Annotated in this window: 12 protein-coding genes; 8 read left to right on the top strand and 4 right to left on the bottom strand. The window is 70.1% G+C overall.

Annotated elements, in window-relative coordinates; translation table 11 throughout:
* Positions 1 to 30 precede the first annotated feature (30 nt).
* The 5 genes from B7W94_RS18430 (at position 31) to B7W94_RS02350 (ending at position 11,595) form a co-directional block, all read left to right on the top strand.
* Positions 31 to 4,752, top strand: coding sequence for a PKD domain-containing protein (locus tag B7W94_RS18430; protein ID WP_301178374.1), 4,722 nt, complete (start codon positions 31 to 33; stop codon positions 4,750 to 4,752).
* Positions 4,753 to 4,763: 11 nt separating this feature from the next.
* Positions 4,764 to 6,068 carry a hypothetical protein gene (locus tag B7W94_RS02365; RefSeq protein ID WP_085604075.1) on the top strand — a complete coding sequence of 435 codons (1,305 nt, stop codon included), beginning with the start codon at positions 4,764 to 4,766 and terminating at the stop codon, positions 6,066 to 6,068.
* Positions 6,069 to 6,123: 55 nt separating this feature from the next.
* Complete coding sequence (locus B7W94_RS02360; protein WP_085604072.1) at positions 6,124 to 7,476, top strand: polysaccharide biosynthesis tyrosine autokinase; 1,353 nt, start codon at positions 6,124 to 6,126, stop codon at positions 7,474 to 7,476.
* Between the two features lie 254 nt (positions 7,477 to 7,730).
* On the top strand, positions 7,731 to 10,274 hold the full coding sequence (locus B7W94_RS02355; RefSeq protein WP_253247356.1) for a right-handed parallel beta-helix repeat-containing protein: 2,544 nt from the start codon (positions 7,731 to 7,733) through the stop codon (positions 10,272 to 10,274).
* Positions 10,275 to 10,284: 10 nt separating this feature from the next.
* The gene (locus tag B7W94_RS02350; protein WP_085604069.1) at positions 10,285 to 11,595 is read left to right on the top strand and encodes a hypothetical protein; all 1,311 of its coding nucleotides are present in this window, start codon (positions 10,285 to 10,287) and stop codon (positions 11,593 to 11,595) included.
* A 21-nt stretch (positions 11,596 to 11,616) separates the two neighbouring features.
* On the opposite strand, the gene B7W94_RS02345 is transcribed toward B7W94_RS02350, so the two are convergent.
* The 3 genes from B7W94_RS02345 to B7W94_RS02335 are packed head-to-tail and all read right to left on the bottom strand — an operon-like array spanning position 11,617 to position 15,474.
* Positions 11,617 to 12,753 carry a glycosyltransferase gene (locus B7W94_RS02345; RefSeq protein WP_085604066.1) on the bottom strand — a complete coding sequence of 379 codons (1,137 nt, stop codon included), beginning with the start codon at positions 12,751 to 12,753 and terminating at the stop codon, positions 11,617 to 11,619.
* Positions 12,750 to 13,943: a glycosyltransferase gene (locus B7W94_RS02340; protein ID WP_085604063.1), complete on the bottom strand. Its 1,194-nt coding sequence runs from the start codon at positions 13,941 to 13,943 to the stop codon at positions 12,750 to 12,752. The genes B7W94_RS02345 and B7W94_RS02340 overlap by 4 nt, the downstream gene beginning before the upstream one ends.
* A gap of 4 nt (positions 13,944 to 13,947) precedes the next feature.
* The gene (locus B7W94_RS02335; protein WP_025104608.1) at positions 13,948 to 15,474 is read right to left on the bottom strand and encodes a sugar transferase; all 1,527 of its coding nucleotides are present in this window, start codon (positions 15,472 to 15,474) and stop codon (positions 13,948 to 13,950) included.
* A 354-nt stretch (positions 15,475 to 15,828) separates the two neighbouring features.
* On the opposite strand from B7W94_RS02335, the gene B7W94_RS02330 reads away from it, so the two are divergent.
* Positions 15,829 to 16,974, top strand: a complete 1,146-nt coding sequence (locus B7W94_RS02330) for a low temperature requirement protein A (RefSeq protein ID WP_085604061.1) — start codon at positions 15,829 to 15,831, stop codon at positions 16,972 to 16,974.
* Between the two features lie 9 nt (positions 16,975 to 16,983).
* Here B7W94_RS02330 and B7W94_RS02325 read toward each other — a convergent pair whose 3' ends face one another.
* Positions 16,984 to 17,598, bottom strand: coding sequence for a TetR/AcrR family transcriptional regulator (locus B7W94_RS02325; protein ID WP_172400043.1), 615 nt, complete (start codon positions 17,596 to 17,598; stop codon positions 16,984 to 16,986).
* Positions 17,599 to 17,965: 367 nt separating this feature from the next.
* On the opposite strand from B7W94_RS02325, the gene B7W94_RS02320 reads away from it, so the two are divergent.
* Positions 17,966 to 18,916, top strand: a complete 951-nt coding sequence (locus B7W94_RS02320) for an intradiol ring-cleavage dioxygenase (protein ID WP_085604055.1) — start codon at positions 17,966 to 17,968, stop codon at positions 18,914 to 18,916.
* A 194-nt stretch (positions 18,917 to 19,110) separates the two neighbouring features.
* The gene (locus B7W94_RS02315; protein ID WP_126893555.1) at positions 19,111 to 19,389 is read left to right on the top strand and encodes a hypothetical protein; all 279 of its coding nucleotides are present in this window, start codon (positions 19,111 to 19,113) and stop codon (positions 19,387 to 19,389) included.
* The last annotated feature ends 99 nt before the right edge of the window (positions 19,390 to 19,488 follow it).

Genomic DNA, 19,488 nt, shown 5'->3' with positions numbered 1-19,488 from the left:
TCGAAGAAGAATCTGGGGCTGGGGAGCAACATGGGTAAGACATCCACTTCGAGGCGGGCGCTGAGCGCACTCGCGTCGGTCGTGACGGCCGCGCTGCTGATCACGGGCATGACCACGCTGGGGGCGACCGCGGCCGCGGCGGCGGATTCGCCGCCGACGCCGCCGCCGCTGCTGCAGCGGAACGACGACGTCGTGACGTCGGACCCGATCCCGACCGTGCAGATCGACAACGGCTACGTGTGGTCGCAGACCACGATCGGCTCGACTGTCTACGCGGTGGGCAAGTTCGACAACGCCAGGGCGCCGCTCGCCGTACCGGGGACCAGCCTCACCGCCCGGTCCAACGTCCTCGCCTACGACATCAACACGGGGCAGCTGCTCTCGTTCGCGCCACAGGTGAACGGCGTGATCAAGGCCGTCGCCGCCTCGCCGGACGGCAGCCGCATCTACATCGGCGGCTCCTTCAACTCCGTCAACGGCCAGACGCGCTGGAACTTCGCCGCGCTGGACGCCGTGACCGGGCAACTGGTGCCCGGGTTCTCGCCCTCGATCGGCGGCAGCGGCGTGTACGCCCTCGCCACCTCGGGCTCGAGCGTCTACGTCGGCGGTCTCTTCACGCAGGGCAACGCGACCCCGCGGAAGAACCTCGCAGCCTTCTCGGCGACGAACGGCGCGCTGCTCAGCTGGGCGCCGCAGACCGACCTCCAGGTCGACGCCATGGTGATGGACCCGGCGGGTCAGAACGTCATCGCGGGCGGCCGGTTCTCCCAGGTCAACGGCGACCTGACGATGCGCGGCACCGTCGCCCTCGACAAGACGACCGGCGCGGTGGACAGCGGATGGGCGCTGCCGCAGACGGTGAAGAACGGATCGAACACGGGCGCGAACTCGGGCAAGGCGGGGATCTTCGGCCTCGCGGCCGACGCCAATGCCGTGTACGGCACCGGCTGGGTCTACGCGGATGCGGCCACCGGAAACCTCGAGGGCACCTTCGCGGCCGAGGCCGGAAGCGGCCAGGTCCGCTGGATCGCGGACTGCCTCGGCGACCACTACGGCGTTTACTCGACCGGCAAGACGGTCTACACCACCAGCCACACCCACGCCTGCAGCACGATGGGCATGCACCCGGAGCAGAACCCGCGCACGCACCGTTACTCGGAGGCGTACACCGCCGACGCCCGCGGTCTGCTGGGTAACCAGCCCGCCGCGGGAGGCACGTACAAGAACTGGGCCGGGACGCCGGCGCCCTCGGCCTACGCCTGGACGCCGGACTGGGCCGTGGGTGTGACCACGGGCATGGGTCAGGCCGGACTCTCCATCACCGGTGCCGGGAACATGATCTCGATCGGCGGCGAGTTCCGCTCCGTGAACAACGGCCGCTTCGAGGGGCTCGTGCGCTTCTCCACCAACCCGCCCGGCGGCGCGAAGGACGGCCCTCGGCTGTCGGGCGCCAACTGGACCGGCACGGCGCAGTCGTTCATCCCCGGGCGTGCGCGGATCTCGATCCCCGCGAACTGGGATCGTGACGACCTCACCCTGACCTATGAACTGCGTCGGACCGGCACCACCGCTCCGGTGGCCACCGCCACCGCCCGCGGCACCTGGTGGGACCGCCCCTCGGTGAACCTCGAGGACAAGACCGCAGCTCCCGGATCGACGCAGGAGTACACCGTCGTCGCGAAGGACAGCGCGGGCAACTCCGTCTCCAGCCAGGCGATGAGCGTGACCATCGCGGCCGGCGCCGTATCGAACTATGTCAACGCCGTGACGGCGGACGGCCCGCAGCTCTACTACCCGCTCGGCACCGCCGCGCAGGACTGGGCCGGGTCCAACACCCCCGTGTTCGGCACGGGTGTCACCGCTTCGACGTCCGGGGTGGAGAACACGGCGACGGGCGCCTCGACCTTCACCGGGACGAGTGCGGGGCGCGTGGCCTCCGGGAGCAAGATCGCCGCGCCGTCCGAGTTCTCGACCGAGCTCTGGTTCAAGACCAACACCAACAGCGGCGGCAAGCTGATGGGCTACGGGGCCGCGGCGTCGGGTGACTCGACCAGCTACGACCGTCATCTCTATATGACGAACAACGGGCGTCTCGTCTTCGGCACGTACAACGGCAGCACGCAGACCGTCCAGAACGACGCGGCGCTCAACGACAACGAGTGGCACCACGCCGTCGCGTCGCAGAGCGCTGAGGGGATGAAGCTCTACGTCGACGGCAAGCTCGTGTCGTCGCTCGCGGGGGCCACCACGGCGGAGAACTACACGGGATATTGGCGTATCGGCGGAGACAACCTCGCCGGATGGCCGTCCGAGCCGAGCTCCAAGTACTTCAAGGGATCCCTGGATGAGGTCGCGGTCTACCCGTTTGCCCTCACGGCGACCCAGGTGAAGACGCACTACGGAATCGGCAAGGGCTTCCAGGCCCCGACAGCCGCGTTCACCGCGACGCCGACCGACCTCGCCGTCGCGTTCGACGCGGAGGGTTCGGCGCCCGCGGGCTCGGCGACGATCGCCGGCTATCGGTGGGACTTCGGCGATGACTCGGCGACGGCCACCGGCAAGACGACGAACCACACCTACGAGAAGTCCGGCACTTACACGGTGTCGCTGACCGTCACGGACAGCAACGGACTCGCCACCACGGCGGAGAAGCAGGTCGTGGTGCAGGCACCGAACGTCCTCCCGACGGCGGCCTTCGAGACGACCGCGAACGGCCTGACGGTCTCGGCCGACGCGTCCGCCTCGGCGGACTCGGACGGCTCCCTCGCCTCCTACGCCTGGAACTGGGGGGACGGCACGACGTCGACCGGGCAGGTCGCCACGCACGTGTACGCCACGGCCGGCACCCGCACGGTGACTCTGACGGTGACCGACGACCGTGGCGGGAGCGCGTCGACCACCCGACAGGTGACGACCACGCATGCCGACCCGGTGGCGGCCTTCACGGCGACGGCCTCGGGGCTGAACGTCGACGTCTCCGCCGCGGGTTCGAGCGCGTCCGACGGCGCGACTCTGACCTACTCGTGGAACTGGGGCGACGGATCCCCCGCGGGCTCCGGAGCCTCCGCCGGCCACACCTACGCGAGCGCCGGGGCGCGCGAGATCACCCTGACGGTGACCGACAGCCTCGGGTCGTCGGCGACGGCCACCAAGACGGTGACGCTGACCGCCCAGGTCTTCGCCGCGTCCGACTCGTTCGGTCGCGTCGTGTCCAGCGGCTGGGGCGCCGCCGACAAGGGCGGCACCTGGGCGCCGATGAGCGGCTCCGCCGCTGCGCTCTCCGTCGGCGACGGCGTGGGCAAGGTCAACCTGGCACCCGGTGACACCAGGGAGATGCTGCTGCAGGGCACGTCCCTTCTCGACTCGTCCGCGCGGATCAGCTACACGCTCGCCTCCGGGCCCTCCTCGGGGGCGGCGTACGAGGGTCTCGGTGCACGGCGTTCCGGGTCCTCGGGCTACCGGGCTCTCGCCTGGCACCGCCCTGACGGCACCACGTGGCTCGTCATCCACCGCAACGGCACGGCGATCGCCAGCACCGCCGTCTCCGGTCTCTCCTGGAGCGCGGGCAGCTCGTTCTCGCTCCTGATGGAGACGACCGGGTCGTCCACGACGACCATCCGCGCCAAGCTGTGGGCTGCGGGGTCGGCGGAGCCCGCCAACTGGCAGCTCACCACGACCGACGCGACGCCGGCTCTGCAGGTCGCCGGCGCCCCGACCGTGTTCTCCTACCGGTCGGGCAGTGGCACCGGCACCAACCTCGCCAGCTTCGACGACTTCACGCTGAAGAACCTCGGCACGCCGGCGCCGGAGCCCGAGCCGCAGCCCGAACCGGAGCCCGCGAACGTCGCTCCCACCGCCGCGTTCACCGCGACCGCGACCAACCTCACGGTCGCCGTGGACGGCAGCGCCTCGACCGACTCCGACGGCACGATCGCCTCGTACGCGTGGAACTTCGGCGACGGGACGACCGGGACCGGCGCGACGAGCAGCCGCACCTACACCGCGGCGGGCACTTACACCGTCACCCTCACGGTGAAGGACGACAAGGGGGCCACGCACACCACCAGCAAGCCGGTGACGGTCACTGCGCCTCCCGTCGACCCGGAGCCCGAGCCGGAGCCCGAGCCGCAGCCGGCTCCGGTGGCGGACGACGGCTTCGACCGCACCGCGGGACCCGGCTGGGGCACCGCCACGGTCGGCGGGGCGTGGACGATCGCCGGCGGTTCGCAGGCGGCGGCGACGGTTGCCGACGGTCAGGCGAAGCTGAACCTCATCGCCGGGGACACCCGTCACGCGACGCTCAACACCACGTCGGTCGCCGACACGGTGCTCGAGACGCAGTTCCGAGTCGACCAGGCGCCCGCGGCGGGCGGCGCCTACATCGGCGTGATTGCGCGGCAGTCGGCGGCCGGGAAGTACTTCGTCCGCGCCTGGCTGCGTCCTGACGGCACGGTCTGGCTCGTCGTGCACCGTGAAGGGACCGTCCTGCGCACGCAGGCCGTACCCGGGCTGGTCTGGGCGGCGAACACCTCCTACAGCCTCGAGGTGTCCGTGACCGGGACGACGTCGGCGACGCTGTCCGCCAAGTTCTGGCCGACGGGCACCACGAAGCCGGCTGCCTGGCAGATCACCATGACCGACGCGGCGCCCCTGGGCGCCGGCGCGGTGGGTCTGAGCGGCAATCGCTCCGGCAGTGCGACCGCGCCGCTGGGCGTGTCGTTCGATTCGTTCCGCGTCACCGCACCGCAGTAAGATCCTGACGCATGGCCACTGCTGTCCCGATCGCGCTCCTCGCCTTCGGCGGAATCGCGGCAGTGGCCATCGTCGTGTTCGCCCTCCGGCTGCTTCCGCGCGCCGCCTTCGCGGTGTGGGCTGTCGTGCTGTTCTTCGTACCGCTCTGGGTGGGTGTCAACCTCGGGTTCTACTGGGCGGGGATCACCCTGCTCACCGTCCTGCTGATCATCGTGAACTGGTCGGTCGTGCCGCTGCGCGCCGCCGATGCCTGGGTCGCGGCGTTCGTCCTCGTCGTGGTCGGCCTGTACGGGTTCGGCACTGTCGACCTCGCCTCCCTCGTCGCATCGCTCCTGGAGTGGGTGATCCCGTACATCTGGGGGCGCGTGGTGCTCGCGCGCGTGACGACCGACTGGATCACGTCCACGATCGCGGTCGTGGCCATCGTGGCTGCGGCGCTCGCTGTGGTGGAGTTCCTCACGTCCTTCAACCCCTTCGTCCTCATCCCCGGGTCGGGCGTGGTGTACGAGACGTGGAGTCCGCTGCAGGAGCGCGGTGGGGTGCTGCGTGCGGAAGGCGCCTGGGGGCACTCGATCGCGCTCGGCGCCGCGCTCGCGATGTCCTCCGCGTTCGTCGTGGCGACGCGGTGGCGGCTGTTCCCGAAGATCACCGGCATCGTGCTCATCGCCACCGCCACGGTCTTCACCTTCAGTCGTGCCGGCCTGCTCACGCTGGTGCTCACCCTGGTCCTGTCCACCTTCCTCATCGTCGGCGTCTCGACGCGTTTCCGGGTGACGGTGGCGGTCGCCGGAGTGATCGGCGCCGCGATCGTCATCCCCGTCATCGATTCCGTGTTCGGTGCGGCGGGGGATGAGGCCGGAGGCAGCGCCGACTACCGCACCGACCTCCTGGTCCTCCTGGAGCAGGTGCAGCTGTTCGGCAACCCCGGCGACTGGCATTCCCTCGTCTCCGGCGACTACTACCTGGGGTACTTCGCGCGCTCGGTGGATAACGCCCTCGTGCTCACGCTCCTCCGGTACGGCTACGTGCCGACGCTGCTCATCATGGCGGCCGTCGTCTGCGCGGCGCTTCTGGCCGTGCGGCGGTCGACGCGGAGTCCTGCCGCCCTCGCTGTCGTCGGGCAGCTTCCGAGCCTGGTCGTCGTCGCCCTCATCACGCAGTACAGCATGTTCCTGTGGTTCTGCGTGGGGCTCGCGGTGACCTGGGCGCGGGACGCGGGGACACGATCCACCGCGGCCGATACGGCATTCCTGCGCGATCTGGACACGTCGGCACCGCCGCCGACCCGAACCGCTCCACAGGTGCGGCAGACGTGAGGGAGACGTGCAGATGGCTCCTCTAGAATCGAGACCTCAGGGGGAATGGGGAGTCATGGCCGAGAGCCGGGTCAGCCTGCGTGTCATCGCGGGCTCACTGCGTAAGTTCTGGTGGTTGATCGTGCTGTGCGGCGTCGTGGGCGCCGCAGGGTCATTTGGATACGCGTCGCTGCAGACGCCGTTGTTCCAGGCGACCACCTCGCTCTACTTCGCGCTCAACCAGGGGACGAGTGCCTCGGACCTCAACCAGGGGTCCGTGTACACCCAGAGCCAGATGCTCTCCTTCGCTCAGCTGGCGACGAGCTCGCGGGTGCTCGACCCGGTGATCGAGGAGCTCGGTCTCGACACGACACCTCGCGCGCTCGCCAGAGACATCGAGGTCACCATCCCGCAGAGCACGGTTACCCTGCGTGTCACCGGCATCACCGACGACCCTGAGTCCGCCGCCGAGCTCGCGAACGCAGTCGCCGAGCAGCTCATCACGGTCGTGAAAGACGTCGCCCCGAAGGACCCGCAGGGCGAGTCCACGATCACGGCCGAGGTCATCGACGACGCCGTGGTCCCGGAGTTCCAGTTCACCCCGAGCAAACCGAGGGATGCAGCGCTCGGCGGGTTCCTCGGTGGCGTGCTGGGCCTCGCGGCCGCTGTGCTCATCGGAGTGCTGGACACGCGGGTCCGCAACGAGGAGGCGCTGACGCAGGCCGGGGGAGATCCCGTGCTCGGCGTCGTCTCCAAGTCGCCGTTGCTGGAGGCGCGGGGAATCGCCGTCGCCCAGGAGCCCCTCGGCCACACGTCCGAGGAGTTCCGGCGCATCCGGTCGGCGCTCGCGTATGCGAATGTCTCGTCCCGGGTGAAGGTACTGCTGGTGACCTCCGGCATGCCAGCCGAGGGCAAGTCGACCGTGTCGGTGAACCTCGCGATGACCCTCGCGGCGCTCCGCAACTCCGTACTGCTGATCGACGCGGACATGCGGCGCCCGCGCGCCCATGAGCACGCCGGGATCGACGGTTCGGTCGGACTCACCAGCGTGCTGCTCGACGAGGTCGAGTTCGAGGTGGCGAAGCATCGTGTCGCGGACACCACGCTCGACATCCTCCCTGCCGGCACCATCCCGCCGAACCCTGCCGAGCTGCTCACGTCGGCCCGCATGGCGCAGCTTCTCGACTTCGCGGCCGCGGACTACGACTACGTCGTGATCGACTCGCCCCCGACGCTCAGCGTCGCGGACGCCAATCTCCTGGCCACGCAGACGGACGGCGTGATCCTCGTCGTCGACGCCACGAAGACGAGGCGCGCAGCGTTGGAGAAGAGCATCAAATCGCTGGAATCGGGCGGCGCACGCATCCTCGGCACGGTCCTCAACCGCGCACGTCCCGATCGTCACCGCAGCGAGTACTACAGCGAGTGAGCGACCCGCGGTCCGCTGTGCGCGGTCACGCAGCATATCGGCGGAGGCGTTCGAAACGTTTGCCATCGCCTGGAGAGGCGGTTATTCTTCATGGGTTGCGAGGGGGGCTCGCTCTTTGTCGCCGGTGTTGAAACTGCGGCGAAGCGTGGGTTGATCGTGCAGTCTGCCCCAGAAACGGTGACATCGTGTCCTTTCCGTTCCCTGTTCGTCTCTCGTCTTCCGCAGCGCCCGCCGCGCCGCGGCGTCGCCATCGCATGCTCGCTGGCGTCCTCGGCATCGCCGTCGCGCTCTCCGGAGCGCTGGTCGCCGCACCGGCGTCCGCGGCGGTCGCCGCCTCACCGTCCGTCCGGCCGGCAGCCACGTCTGCGGCGCCTCTGCTGTCGGACGATATGAACCGCACCGTCGCCTCCGGCTGGGGCGCGGCTCCCGTCGGCGCCTGGCGCGTGGTCGAGGGCACGTCGAGCGTCGCGAACGGGCGTGGGATGCTCGCCAGCCGGAAGCCCGGGATCACGGCGCGGGCGACCGTGGCCGGGGTGACCGCGGCGGACGTGTCCAGCCGCTACACGGTGACCGTCCCCGCCCTCCCCGTCGGTGGCCCCCTGTACCTCGCCCAAGCCGTCCGCATCGTGGGCAAGGACTCGTACGGCGTGCGGCTGCGGGTGCACCCCGACGGCTCCGCCTACGTCTCCGTCGTCCGGATGACCGATCTCACGACGGTGCAGAATCTGAGTGAGCGGCGACTCCCGTTCGCAGTGACGAAGGGCATGTCGCTGCGCGTTGCCCTCGATGTGACCGGAACCAGCCCGGTGACGCTGGCGGCCAAGGCCTGGGTGGCAGGGGCAGCCGAGCCCTCCGCGTGGCAGGTGACGCACGCCGATTCCTCGGCGGCCCGGATCACAGCGGCGGGGGGTTACGGCTTCGCGCTGTACACCTCGTCCGGGGCGAAGGCGGCCGCTCCGCTGGCGCTCGACGACCTCCTGGTCACCGCGCCGACTCCCACTCCTGCGCCGACGCCGACTCCTGCGCCGACGCCGACCCCTGCGCCCGCACCGAACCCGGCTCCGCCGGCGAACCCGACGAACCCGGTCACGCCCGCTCCGCCGGCGACTCCGGCCGGCGTCCGCGGAAAGCCAGGTGCTGCTGCCCCCGGCACGCTGTCGTACCCGGCTCCCGCGACCGCGATCTACGCAGCGCCGGGCGGATCCGACGCCGCTGCCGGCACGCAGAAGGCGCCGGTGCGCACGATCGCGGCGGCGCTGCGGCTCGTGCCGAACGGAGGGACCATCGTCCTCCGGGGCGGGACCTACCACGAAGAGGTCATCGTGCCCCCGCAGAAGCGGGTCACGATCCAGCCTGCTCCGAACGAGGCGGTCTGGATGGACGGGGCGAAGGCCGTCACCGGCTGGAAGGCCGCAGGGAACACCTGGACGGTGGACGGCTGGGGGACCGCGCTCGACTCGAGCCCCACGTACACGAAGGGTGCGCCCGACAACGCCCAGGCGGAGTGGCGCTTCGTCGATCCCGCGTATCCCATGGCGGCGCATCCGGATCAGGTGTGGGTCGCGGGCGTGCAGCTGCGGGAGGTCGGTTCCGCCGCACAGGTGGTCGCCGGGACCTTCTTCGTCGACGACAGGGCGAAGCGGCTCGTGATTGGCACGAATCCCACGGGCAAGTCCGTGGAGGCGAGCGTTCTCACTCAGGCACTCTCGATCCGCTCCGCTGGATCCGAGGTGCGTGGCATCGGCGTGCGGCGATACGCCACCAGCGTGCCCCAGATGGGGACGGTCATCGCCGCGGCGAGCGACATCACGCTGGCTGACGTGACCATCCGCGACAACTCGACGACCGGCTTCTACTCCTGGGCGCCCCGGACGACGCTAACGCGGGTCTCGTTGATCGGCAACGGGCTTCTCGGCGGTGGAGCCAGCCAGGCCGACGGCTTGAAGGTGAAGCAGATGCTCTCCGTCGGCAACAACGCCGAGCGCTTCAACCACTCCCCGGTATCCGGGGCGTTCAAGGTCACCCGGACGCGGGGTGTGACCGTTTCCGACAGCGCCTTCACCGGAAACGCCGGGCGTGGTCCCTGGTTCGACGAGTCGGTGATCGACATCGTCTTCACGGGCAACGACGTGATCGGCAACACCGGCCACGGCGTCATGGTCGAACTCTCCGAGCGGGCGGTCGTCGCGGACAACATCATCGCGCGCAATGGCGATTTCGGACTGTTCGTCCTGAACTCCGGAAACGTGAAGATCTGGAACAACACGTTCGTGGGCAACGCGAACCGCAACATCAGCATCGGCCAGGACGATCGCCGGGCCTCCGACCCGAACGCGGCCGGCCACGATCCGCGCACCCGCTACGCGCCCCTGGCGCCGTGGATCGTGCGCAACACCGTCATGTCGAACAACGTCATGGCGGAGAGCGCCGGCAACTGCCTCGTCTGCGTGCAGGACTTCTCGACCACCTTCACCGGTTCGCAGATGATGTCGAGCGTGAACGGCAATCTCTATCACCGCACCGCCGCGGGCACGCCGCGGTGGTTCTCCGCGTGGTCGAAGGGATCGGTCTCGCGGGATCCGGCGGTCGCCGACACCCTGGCCGCGTTCACCGCGGCGACGGGCCAGGACCGCCGCTCGCAGTTCGTGCAGGGAGCGTCCGTCGTGTCCGCGACGTACGCGCTGACTCCCGCGCAGGCTCAGCGGCAGGCCGCGATCGCGGTCCCCGTCCCGGCGGATATCGCGTCGGTATCGCGACTCCCCGGCAACAGCGCGACCCTGGGGGCCCTGCCGCGGTGACGATCTAGGTATGGGTTCTCTTCTCGCTGTCGGCGCCCGCGCGCTGACGATGGTCATCGCGCTGGTCTGCGGCGTTCTCACGACACGGATGATCATCGGGGACGCGGGCGTCGGCAGCTTCGCCCTCTACACGCTGCTCACGACGATCCCGTCGCTGCTGACGTTCACCGACCTGGGCAGCGGCGCCGTGCTCGTGAACGCCGTGGCCACGAGCGACGACGTCCGGACGGACGAGAAGCTGCGCTATCAGTTGACCTCCGTCGGGCGGGTGCTGCTGCTGTTCGCCGCCTCCGCGATGGCGATCAACACCGTGCTCCTCGCCACCGGAGCGTGGGAGCTCATCTTCGGCGACGCCGGGCAGCAGCCGGGGGCGTCGCTGGCGGCGTTCTTCTGCGTCACGATCTTCTGCCTGGGGATCCCGCTCGGCATCTGGGCGCGGATCATGCTCGGGCAGCGCAAGAACCACATCGTGATCCTGCTGCAGGGCCTCATCTCGCCGCTCACCCTCGCCGGCGTCTGGCTGCTCCTCACGTTCGGCGGCGGCGACCTCCACTCCTACGCGGCCATGGCATCCTTCGCCGCGTCGCTCATCGTCTCGATCCTGGGCGTGCTCATCACGGCGCGCACCACCTCGCCGCTGATCCCGGAGGCCGCCCGCATGGTGCTGCGGCCGCGACGCTTCCCCGGCGTCCGGGTCATGGACGTCGGCTGGCCGATGCTGGCGCAGATGGTGACCTATCCCATCGCGGTCGGGTCGCAGCGCTACGTGATCGCGCAGCTCGGCGGCCCGACCGATGTCGCGGAGTACGGGGTGGCCGGCCAGGTGTTCTTCGCGCTCAACGGCCTCGTGATGGCCGGTGGTCTCGCCCTCTGGCCGCACTTCGCCCGCATGCGGCACCAGGGCGACCTGCGCCGCGGACCGTTCCTGCTGTCCGCGCTGTTCGCCACGGCGGTCGCCCTCGCGACGGTCATGGTGTGGCTCGTCGGCCCCTGGCTGTTCGGATTCATCACGCAGGGGGAGCTGGAGGTGCGGCCGACCACGATCTTCGCGTTCGGACTCATGATCATGCTCACGGCGGCCGTGTACCCGCTGGGCATGTTCATCATGGACAAGCCGGGCATCCGCTTCCAGGTGATCCCGACTTTGAGCATGGCCGCCGTCGGGATCATCCTCGCGTTCGTGCTCACGCCGATCCTCGGCATCGTCGGGCCGCTGGTCGGCGTCGCGTTCGCGCTGCTGGTCTGCCAGCTGATCCCGTTCTCGATCTACATCGTGCGCAACCGGGCACGGCTGACCGCCGACGCCCCCGCATCGGTGTGACCCGCGGGCGCTCCTCGCGGGTCAGTCCAGGACGCCGGCGGTGACGCCGGCGCGGTAGACCGCGGGAGCGTGCCGACGCAGGGCCTCGTCCCGGCTCGCGGCGACGCCGGCGACATGGTCGTCCCAGCGTGCGCGGACCTCCGCGAGCGCGGTCGCGATCGCGTCGGCATCGTCCGGAGCGACCAGCTGCGCGGTGGCGTAGCCGCCCGCGGCTTCCCGCAGGCCGCTGCTGTCGCTCGCGATGACGGGACGGAGCCCGAGTACGCCCTCGACGGCCGTGTTCCCGAACGGCTCGTCCACTCGGGACGGTACGACCAGGACGTCGGCCTCGGCGAGGAAGGGCCAGATGTCGGGATGGAACCCGGCGAAGGTGACCGGGACCCCGGTCTCGTCGGCCCGCGCGCGCAGATCGCGCTCGAACCACTCGTAGCCCTCGAAGACCGCGCCGAGCAGCGTGACCTCGATCGGGCTGCCCGCGGCCTGAAGCGCGGCGGCGGCGTCGATGACCAGATCGGGACCCTTCCGCGGCGAGAGCCGGCCCACATAGAGCACGCGGAGGGGGCCGTCGAGGCGGGAGCGCGGCGGAGCAGGGTGCTCCGGTGACGCGACGCCGTTGGCGACCACGCGGGTCCGGTCGGCGAGGGCCGGGAGCGCGCGCCGGATCGTGTCCAGGCTGAACCGGCTGTTCACCAGGGTCCGGGCGGAGGCGAGGTGCGGCGCGTAGAGAAGCCGATTCACCAGCGTGCTGCCGGAGGCCTCGGCCTCATGCACGTGGCTGACCGCGCGCGTGCCCCGGAGCCGGGCGACGAGAGGCCACTGCGGGATGATGATCGTCGACACGTAGACGGCGTCGGGACGGACGCGTCCGATCAGCCGCCACGCCGCGCCGAGGCCGCGGAACATGTCGCGGAAGAGGCGGGGCAGCCCCCGCGGGGTGAGCAGGACCTTGCGCAGCACGAGCATCGGCAGGATGACGACCTCCGCGCCGGCCTCTCGCAGCGGGGCGACGAGGAGACCGGTGCTCGGCAGGGCGACCACGACGCGGGCCCCCGCCTCGACGAGGCCGGTCGCGCTCTCGAGGAGCATGCGGTCGGACCCGAACATCTCCGCGCCGGGATGCACGAGGAGGACGGTCTTGCGGTTCTCTCCCGCGGTCATCGGGCGGCGTCCGCGGGGGCGGGGGCCCAGTCCGTGCTCCGTCGGCGTGCGCGCCGGGCGGAGGAATGGATGCTCGAGCCCTCGGCGAGGCGGCGAGCGAGGTCTTCGTACTCGTCGGCCACGTCGTCCCACCGGAATCGGGTCCGGGCGATCTCCTGCACCGCCGCGGCGCGCGCGTCGCGTGCGGCCGCACCGCCCTCGGCGGCGGTCACATGCGCGGCGACGTCGTCCGCATCGGCGAAGAACCACCCGTTGCCGTCGAGCACCTCGCGGTTGAAGGGCACCTCGTAGCCGATCACGGCCGTGCCCGCTCCCATGGCGCGGAGGAGCGACGGATTGGTGCCGCCGACGGAGTGTCCGTGCAGGTAGGTGGCGGCGTGCGCGTAGAGCGCGTCGAGGAGCTCCTGGTCGTAGACGCCGCCGACGAGGCGGATCCGCTCGTCGCCCTCGGCGGCGTTCCGGATCTCCTGGATGTATCCGGCCGCGTACGGTGCAGACCCGACGACCACGAGCGGCAGGCGCGCGGCGCTGGCCCGGTAGCCGCGGACGATCTCGAGGACGTGGTTCTCCGGCTCGAAGCGCGCGACGACGAGGTGGTAGCCGCCGGGAGTGAGCTCCATCTCGGCCAGACGATGCGTCGGGGGCTCGTCGAGGATCGGTGCACCGTAGCGGATCAGCTCCGTCGGCACGTCGAACTGGTGGCGGTAGTAGTCGGAGATGCCGGGGGCGTCGGCGATGAGCGCGTCGGCGGTGCGGACGCCGAACTGCTCGGCCCAGCGATAGTAGGCCTTGCCGCGCGGACCCCACTTCGAACGGCGCCACTCCAGACCGTCCATGTGCAGGGCGACCGGCGCGCGACGCAGCCGGAGCAGGGGGAGGAACGGCGAGTTCGCGGCGTTGAAGACGAAGGTCGCGTCGGGCCGGCGGTGGACGAGCAGGTGCAGGGCCGAGAGGCCGGTGTGGCTGAGCGTCTCGACCTGCTTCACGGGAACGGCGGGCAGATGCACCACGCGCATGCCGAGGTACCGCTTCTCCCGCTGCTCGGAGCCGCGGGTGTACACGACGACGTCGTGCCCGCGGTCGGCCAGCCGGCGTCCGACCTCCTCGATGGCCGTCTCGAACCCGCCGTACGCGGCAGGCACGCCGCGGGTCCCCACCATCGCGATCGTGAGGGGTGTCGTAGTGCTCATCCGCTCAGTATGCCCCGCTCGGCTGCGCCATGACCTTCGCCGTGCGCCACATGATCTGCAGATCGTTCATGACCGACCAGTTCTCCACGTACCGCAGGTCCAGCCGCACGCTCTCGTCCCACGAGAGGTCGCTGCGTCCGGAGACCTGCCACAGACCCGTGATGCCCGGCTTGATGTAGAGGCGGCGGAACACGGTGCCGTCATAGGCCGTGACCTCGCTGGGCAGCGGCGGACGAGGGCCGACGACGCTCATGTCGCCGACGAGCACGTTCCAGAACTGCGGGAGCTCGTCCAGCGACAGCTTGCGCAGCACCTTCCCGACGCGGGTCACGCGCGGGTCGTCCTTCATCTTGAAGAGCAGGCCGGCGCCCTCGTTCTGCTCCTTGAGCGCCGCGAGCTGCTTCTCGGCGTCGGTGCGCATAGAGCGGAACTTCACCATCTTGAACCGGCGGCCGTCCCGTCCCACGCGCTCCTGGAAGAAGAACACCGGGCCAGGCGAGTCGAGCTTGATGAGCGCGCTGAGCACGGGGGTGAGCAGCGCGATCGGGATGAGCGCGACGGTGGCCACGACGATGTCGAGCGCGCGCTTGAGAAGGTGGACCCCGCCCTCGTAGGTCGGGATCTTCACCTGGATCAGCGGCAGGCCGTCGACCTGGCGCAGCGAGATGCGCGGCCCCGCGACGTCCGTCAGACGGCTGGAGAGCACGAGCTCGGCGGCGGTGCCCTCGAGCTGCCAGCTGAGCTGCTTGACGAAGTCGGGGGACCCCTCGGGGCGGCTCGCCACGATGATGGTGTCCGCCCCGAGCTGTGCCGCCGCCGCGGCGACGGTGTCCAGATCGCCCACGACCGGGTAGATGCTCTCCCCGATCCTGAGCGCGCCAGCATTGCGATCCAGCAGCGTCGTCCCCACGACGTGATAGCCGTTCTCCCCGCCCTTCTGCAGGGAGTCGATCACATACTCGACGTCCTCGGTGGCGCCGACCACCAGTGTCCTCGACGCGAACCGACCGGACAGACGCTGCCGCTGCAGCCAGCGGCGCCAGGTCCAGCGGGCGAAGAGGAGACCGAGCATGCCGACCGGGAGGGCGATGAAGAACAGCGGCTGCAGTCCTTCCCACTCCAGGAGCACGCCCGCGATGGCGGTGATGCCGAAGGCGAGTCCCGCCGCGTGCGCGACGCGACGGTACTCCGTGGCCCCGGACCCGAAGATGGCGGCGGCTCGGCTGTTGAGCGCCGACAGCATCAGGTACCAGGCGAGACCCAGCAATGCGGCGTTGCGCACGGCCTCGATCACCGCGACGCCGGAGACCAGCTGGACCATCGCCGTCAGTGCGACCGCGATCAGGATGACAGCCGCATCCGTGATCCGCAGCCGCATCCGATAGCGACGCTCCCACTGGCGGCGTCGTTCGAGCGTCGCCGACACGCGCGGCGTGCTCGCCGCAGGCGTCACCGACGCGGTCGCTCGCGGTGCCGTGATCGGCGTGAAACCCGTACGAGCGATGCTCAGAGCATCCTCGACGGAAGTCATGCCGAGGCCCCTTGAGCCGTGAATGTACGCAGATAACCCCAGTGCGCCATCGTTTCCCCAGTTTTCCCCAGACCGTGAACCCCACGTTCACGGACACGTCTGCGTCCCGACCCCTCGGGTCCTGCTGATGCTTCGCGATCCCACATCGTGAAGGTCCTCGTCGTCCCAACCGACGAGGCGTGCAGCAGGCACTGCAGACGTCCAACACTGTAGCGGATCCGCTCGTCGGAGGGAAGCCGTTCCGCCGACTCGGTGAAATCCGTTCCGGAATACCGCACAGCGCCGGGCGTGCGGGGCTACTCTTTCGCGGTGACCACGCACCAGACACCGAGCACGCGCTTCCACCTGCGTCCCATGGCACCGCGGGACCCGGGGCAGCCCCACCGCACGGCGAGCCCGTTGGAGCTCTTCTTCGACCTCGTCTTCGTCGTGGCCGTGAGCATCGCCTCGGCCCAGCTGCACCACGCGCTGAGCCACGGGGACTTCCTCCACGGCATCACCTCCTACGCCATGCTCTTCTTCGCGATCTGGTGGGCATGGATGAACTTCACGTGGTTCGCGACGTCGTTCGACACCGACGACTGGCCGTACCGGATCGCCACGTTCGTCCAGATGGCGGGCGTCCTCATCCTCGCCGCCGGAGTCCCGCAGGCGTTCGACGAGGGGAACTTCACGCTCCCCGTCGTCGGCTACGTGGTGATGCGCGTCGCGATGGTGGCCCAATGGCTGCGCGCCTCGCGGACCGAGGAACCGCTCCGGGGCGTCGCGCTCCGCTACGCGCTCGGGATCGCGGTCGTGCAGGTGCTGTGGATCCTGTTCCTGCTCATCCCGTCCGGTCCGGTCCAGCTCGTCGCGTTCGTCGTGTTCGCGCTCATCGAGGTCAGCGTCCCGGTGTTCGCGGAGCGCCGAGGACAGACGCCGTGGCACCCGCACCACATCACCGAGCGCTACGGTCTCTTCACCCTCATCGTGCTGGGCGAGAGCCTCCTCGCCTCCGCGAATGCGATCATCGACGCGCTCGACGAGGTGGAGGCGCTCGGTCCGCTCCTCGCCATCTCGGCGCTGGCCTTCATCGTCACGGCCGCGCTGTGGTGGATCTACTTCTGGCCGCCCCACCACCGGGCCATCACGACCCTGGGGCGTTCCCTGCGCTACGGCTACACGCACTACTTCGTGTTCGCCGCGGCGGCGGCGTTCTCGGCCGGTGTCGAGGTCGAGCTGGATGTGATGACGGGGGAGAGCCACCTCGCCCCGGTGATCGCCACGTTCACCGTCTCGGTGCCGATCGCCGTCTTCCTCCTGGGGATCTGGTGGATCGCGATCCGCGACAACGCCGACCGCGTCGTCAACGCGGTCATCCCCGTCGGCGCGCTGCTCGTCCTGCTCGATCCGTTCGTGCCGGTGCCCGTGGCGCTGACGGCGACGGTCATGGTGGCGATCGTGATCGTGCTGGTGATCCGGCCGCCCGTTGCTCGGGGAACCGTCGTCACGGACGAGTGATCCGCGGCGTCACACGCTGGCGGCGAAGAGGTCCCGGCATTCGCGGCGCAGGCGCGCGATCGCCTCGCCGTCGCCGCGCAGGTGGCGGATGAGGGCGTGCTGGAGCATGCCGTCCGTGAGCGCGTACGCGAAGAGCGGCGTGAAGCGGCACGGGCGTCCGCAGAGCTCGGAGTAGCGCTCGACCACGCGCCAGATGGCATCCTGCAGGTCGGCCTCGACTTCGGCGATCGTGTCGCCGAAGCCCGATTCGAACAGGGACTGGTTGCGGAGGTCGTACCAGAGCCGGTGCAGGCGGGCGTCGTCGTGCACGCTCCTGGCGAGCTCCTCGGCGGCCCCGGCCGCCAGCTCCTCCGCGGTCTCGGCCCTCTCCAGCACGGCGAGGTAGCGGTCGCCGAGCCCGCCCTTGGATATCCGCACGGCCTCCGCGATGAGGTCGTTCTTGTCGGTGAAGTAGTAGTGCAGCGACCCGTGGGAGAGCTCCGAGTGCTGCGCGATCTCGCGGAGTCCCGTCCGCGCGAACCCCCGCTCGGCGATCGCCTCCAAGGCCGCTTCGGCCAGCGCCCGCCGGCGCAGCGCGAACTTGTCCACCCCTGCGCGTTCCGCGCGCTTGTCCGCTGTCGTCATGCTGTCCCCCGGTCTCGTCCCCTTCGGGATCGGTGCGGGCAATGCTATGGCATCTCGCCCGATCTGGACAGGTGTCCGGGAAAAACTTGACAGGTGCCAAGTGGCATGTTCCACTGGATGCGCCACGGCCGCGCATGTCCCCTGCATGACGGCCGTCTTCGTGGCCGCGCGCGCGATTCCCCCATCGCCCCGGCCCTGCGTTGTCCGCCGAGTTCTTCGAGCGCCAGCGCTGCAGAGCGGAGCGATGTCCCCGCATCCTCCGCTCTGCTCCTGACTCCACAGGAGCCCCAGGGATCACGCATAGCTTCTTGATTGTTCACCCGTCGAGCATGGGGGCAACGCCGCCGACGCTCGAGAGGAGCACATCATGAGCCGCATCCCCGAACCGACCCCCACGCCGCAGGGCCCCATGTACGAAGGACGACTGCTGGACCGCGCGGACGAAGAGGTCGTCGACCAGGGCGTCGCCTTCGACCTCCGGACGCTGATGAGCCGTCGCGGGCTGCTGATCGGCGGCGGGCTCGGCCTCGGTGCCGTCGTCCTCGCCGCCTGCGCTCCCGGCGCCACCGGATCGTCGTCGACGACCGCCACCCCCACGCCCAGCGCCACCGGCACGGCGTCGGACACGGTCACGGAGATCCCCGACGAGACCGCCGGCCCCTATCCGGGCGACGGCTCGAACGGTCCGGACGTCCTCGACGAGGCCGGGATCATCCGCCAGGACATCCGCTCGTCCATCGACGGCGGGGCCACGGCCGACGGCGTCCCGCTCTCCTTCGAGCTCCAGATCCTCGACCTCGCGAACGGCGGGGTGCCCTTCGCCGGCGTCGCGGTCTACGCGTGGCACTGCAACGCGCAGGGGGAGTACTCGCTGTACTCGTCCGGGCTCGAGGACGTCTCCTATCTGCGCGGGGTGCAGGTCGCCGACGACGACGGCAAGGTATCCTTCACCTCCGTCTTCCCCGGGTGCTACTCCGGGCGCTGGCCGCACATCCACTTCGAGGTCTATCCGGATGCGACCGCGATCACCGACGCGTCGAACGCGATCGCCACGTCCCAGCTCGCGCTGCCCGAGGATGCTTGCAGTGCGGTCTATGCGGAGACGGCGTACTCCGGATCGGCGGACAATCTCGCCCGGATCTCCCTGACCTCCGACAACGTCTTCGGCGACGACGGCGGGGTGTCGCAGCTCGCCACGACGACGGGGAGCGTCACCGGCGGATACACCGCGACCCTAGTGGTCGGCGTCGACACGACGACCACGCCGAGCGCCGGCGTCGCGCCCACCGGTGGCGGTGGTCGTCCCCCCGGAAGCTGAGGCTCTCGGCGCGTGGTTCGTGGATCTGCTAAGCTGATCGTGCAACGTGTGCGTTTCGCCCCCTCTCGGCCGCCTCGTCGCCACTGATCAGGGCCATCCACGGACCACGCACATCGACGCGCGCGGAATCCGCCCTCGGTCTCTTCACGCGCGGAGCGCCACAGCGCGCCCGCCCCACAGCAATGAGCATGAGCATGAGTACCACCACCGTCCCTTCCTCCATCCCTCTCACCTGGAAACAGGCCGACGTCGACGTGCACGTCGCCACCCGCAACGGTGAGTTCGCCGGGTTCGTCGAGTTCGACGGATCCGCGCACCGGCTGCGCGACGAGCGCGGCACCGACCTCGGGTCGTTCCCGTCGCTCGACGACGCCTTCCGTGCGCTCGCCGCCGCGCAGCAGCCCGCGCGACCGGCGGCATCGCCGGCCCTCCCTCGGACGCGCGGTCGGCGGCCGCGTCGAGCACGGGCCTGAGTCGTATGCCGCCTCGCGTATGCGAGCGCGGTTAGTGTGGCCACAGCGATCGGCAACCGCCCTTGGCTTCTTCAGCTCAAGGGCTCCCGATCGACAGGA

It is taken from the genome of Microbacterium sp. LEMMJ01, assembly GCF_002114135.1.
Taxonomy (GTDB): Bacteria; Actinomycetota; Actinomycetes; order Actinomycetales; family Microbacteriaceae; genus Microbacterium.
This window is presented reverse-complemented; position numbering and strand designations above follow the sequence as displayed.

Excerpts from the sequence above, each read along its gene's own strand:
- B7W94_RS02315 (WP_126893555.1), top strand. The coding sequence starts at position 19,111 with ATGAGTACCACCACCGTCCCTTCCTCCATCCCTCTCACCTGGAAACAG.
- B7W94_RS02365 (WP_085604075.1), top strand. The coding sequence starts at position 4,764 with ATGGCCACTGCTGTCCCGATCGCGCTCCTCGCCTTCGGCGGAATCGCG.
- B7W94_RS02355 (WP_253247356.1), top strand. The coding sequence starts at position 7,731 with ATGCTCGCTGGCGTCCTCGGCATCGCCGTCGCGCTCTCCGGAGCGCTG.
- B7W94_RS18430 (WP_301178374.1), top strand. The coding sequence starts at position 31 with ATGGGTAAGACATCCACTTCGAGGCGGGCGCTGAGCGCACTCGCGTCG.
- B7W94_RS02330 (WP_085604061.1), top strand. The coding sequence starts at position 15,829 with ATGGCACCGCGGGACCCGGGGCAGCCCCACCGCACGGCGAGCCCGTTG.
- B7W94_RS02350 (WP_085604069.1), top strand. The coding sequence starts at position 10,285 with ATGGGTTCTCTTCTCGCTGTCGGCGCCCGCGCGCTGACGATGGTCATC.
- B7W94_RS02340 (WP_085604063.1), bottom strand. The coding sequence starts at position 13,943 with ATGAGCACTACGACACCCCTCACGATCGCGATGGTGGGGACCCGCGGC.
- B7W94_RS02335 (WP_025104608.1), bottom strand. The coding sequence starts at position 15,474 with ATGACTTCCGTCGAGGATGCTCTGAGCATCGCTCGTACGGGTTTCACG.
- B7W94_RS02360 (WP_085604072.1), top strand. The coding sequence starts at position 6,124 with ATGGCCGAGAGCCGGGTCAGCCTGCGTGTCATCGCGGGCTCACTGCGT.
- B7W94_RS02325 (WP_172400043.1), bottom strand. The coding sequence starts at position 17,598 with ATGACGACAGCGGACAAGCGCGCGGAACGCGCAGGGGTGGACAAGTTC.
- B7W94_RS02320 (WP_085604055.1), top strand. The coding sequence starts at position 17,966 with ATGAGCCGCATCCCCGAACCGACCCCCACGCCGCAGGGCCCCATGTAC.
- B7W94_RS02345 (WP_085604066.1), bottom strand. The coding sequence starts at position 12,753 with ATGACCGCGGGAGAGAACCGCAAGACCGTCCTCCTCGTGCATCCCGGC.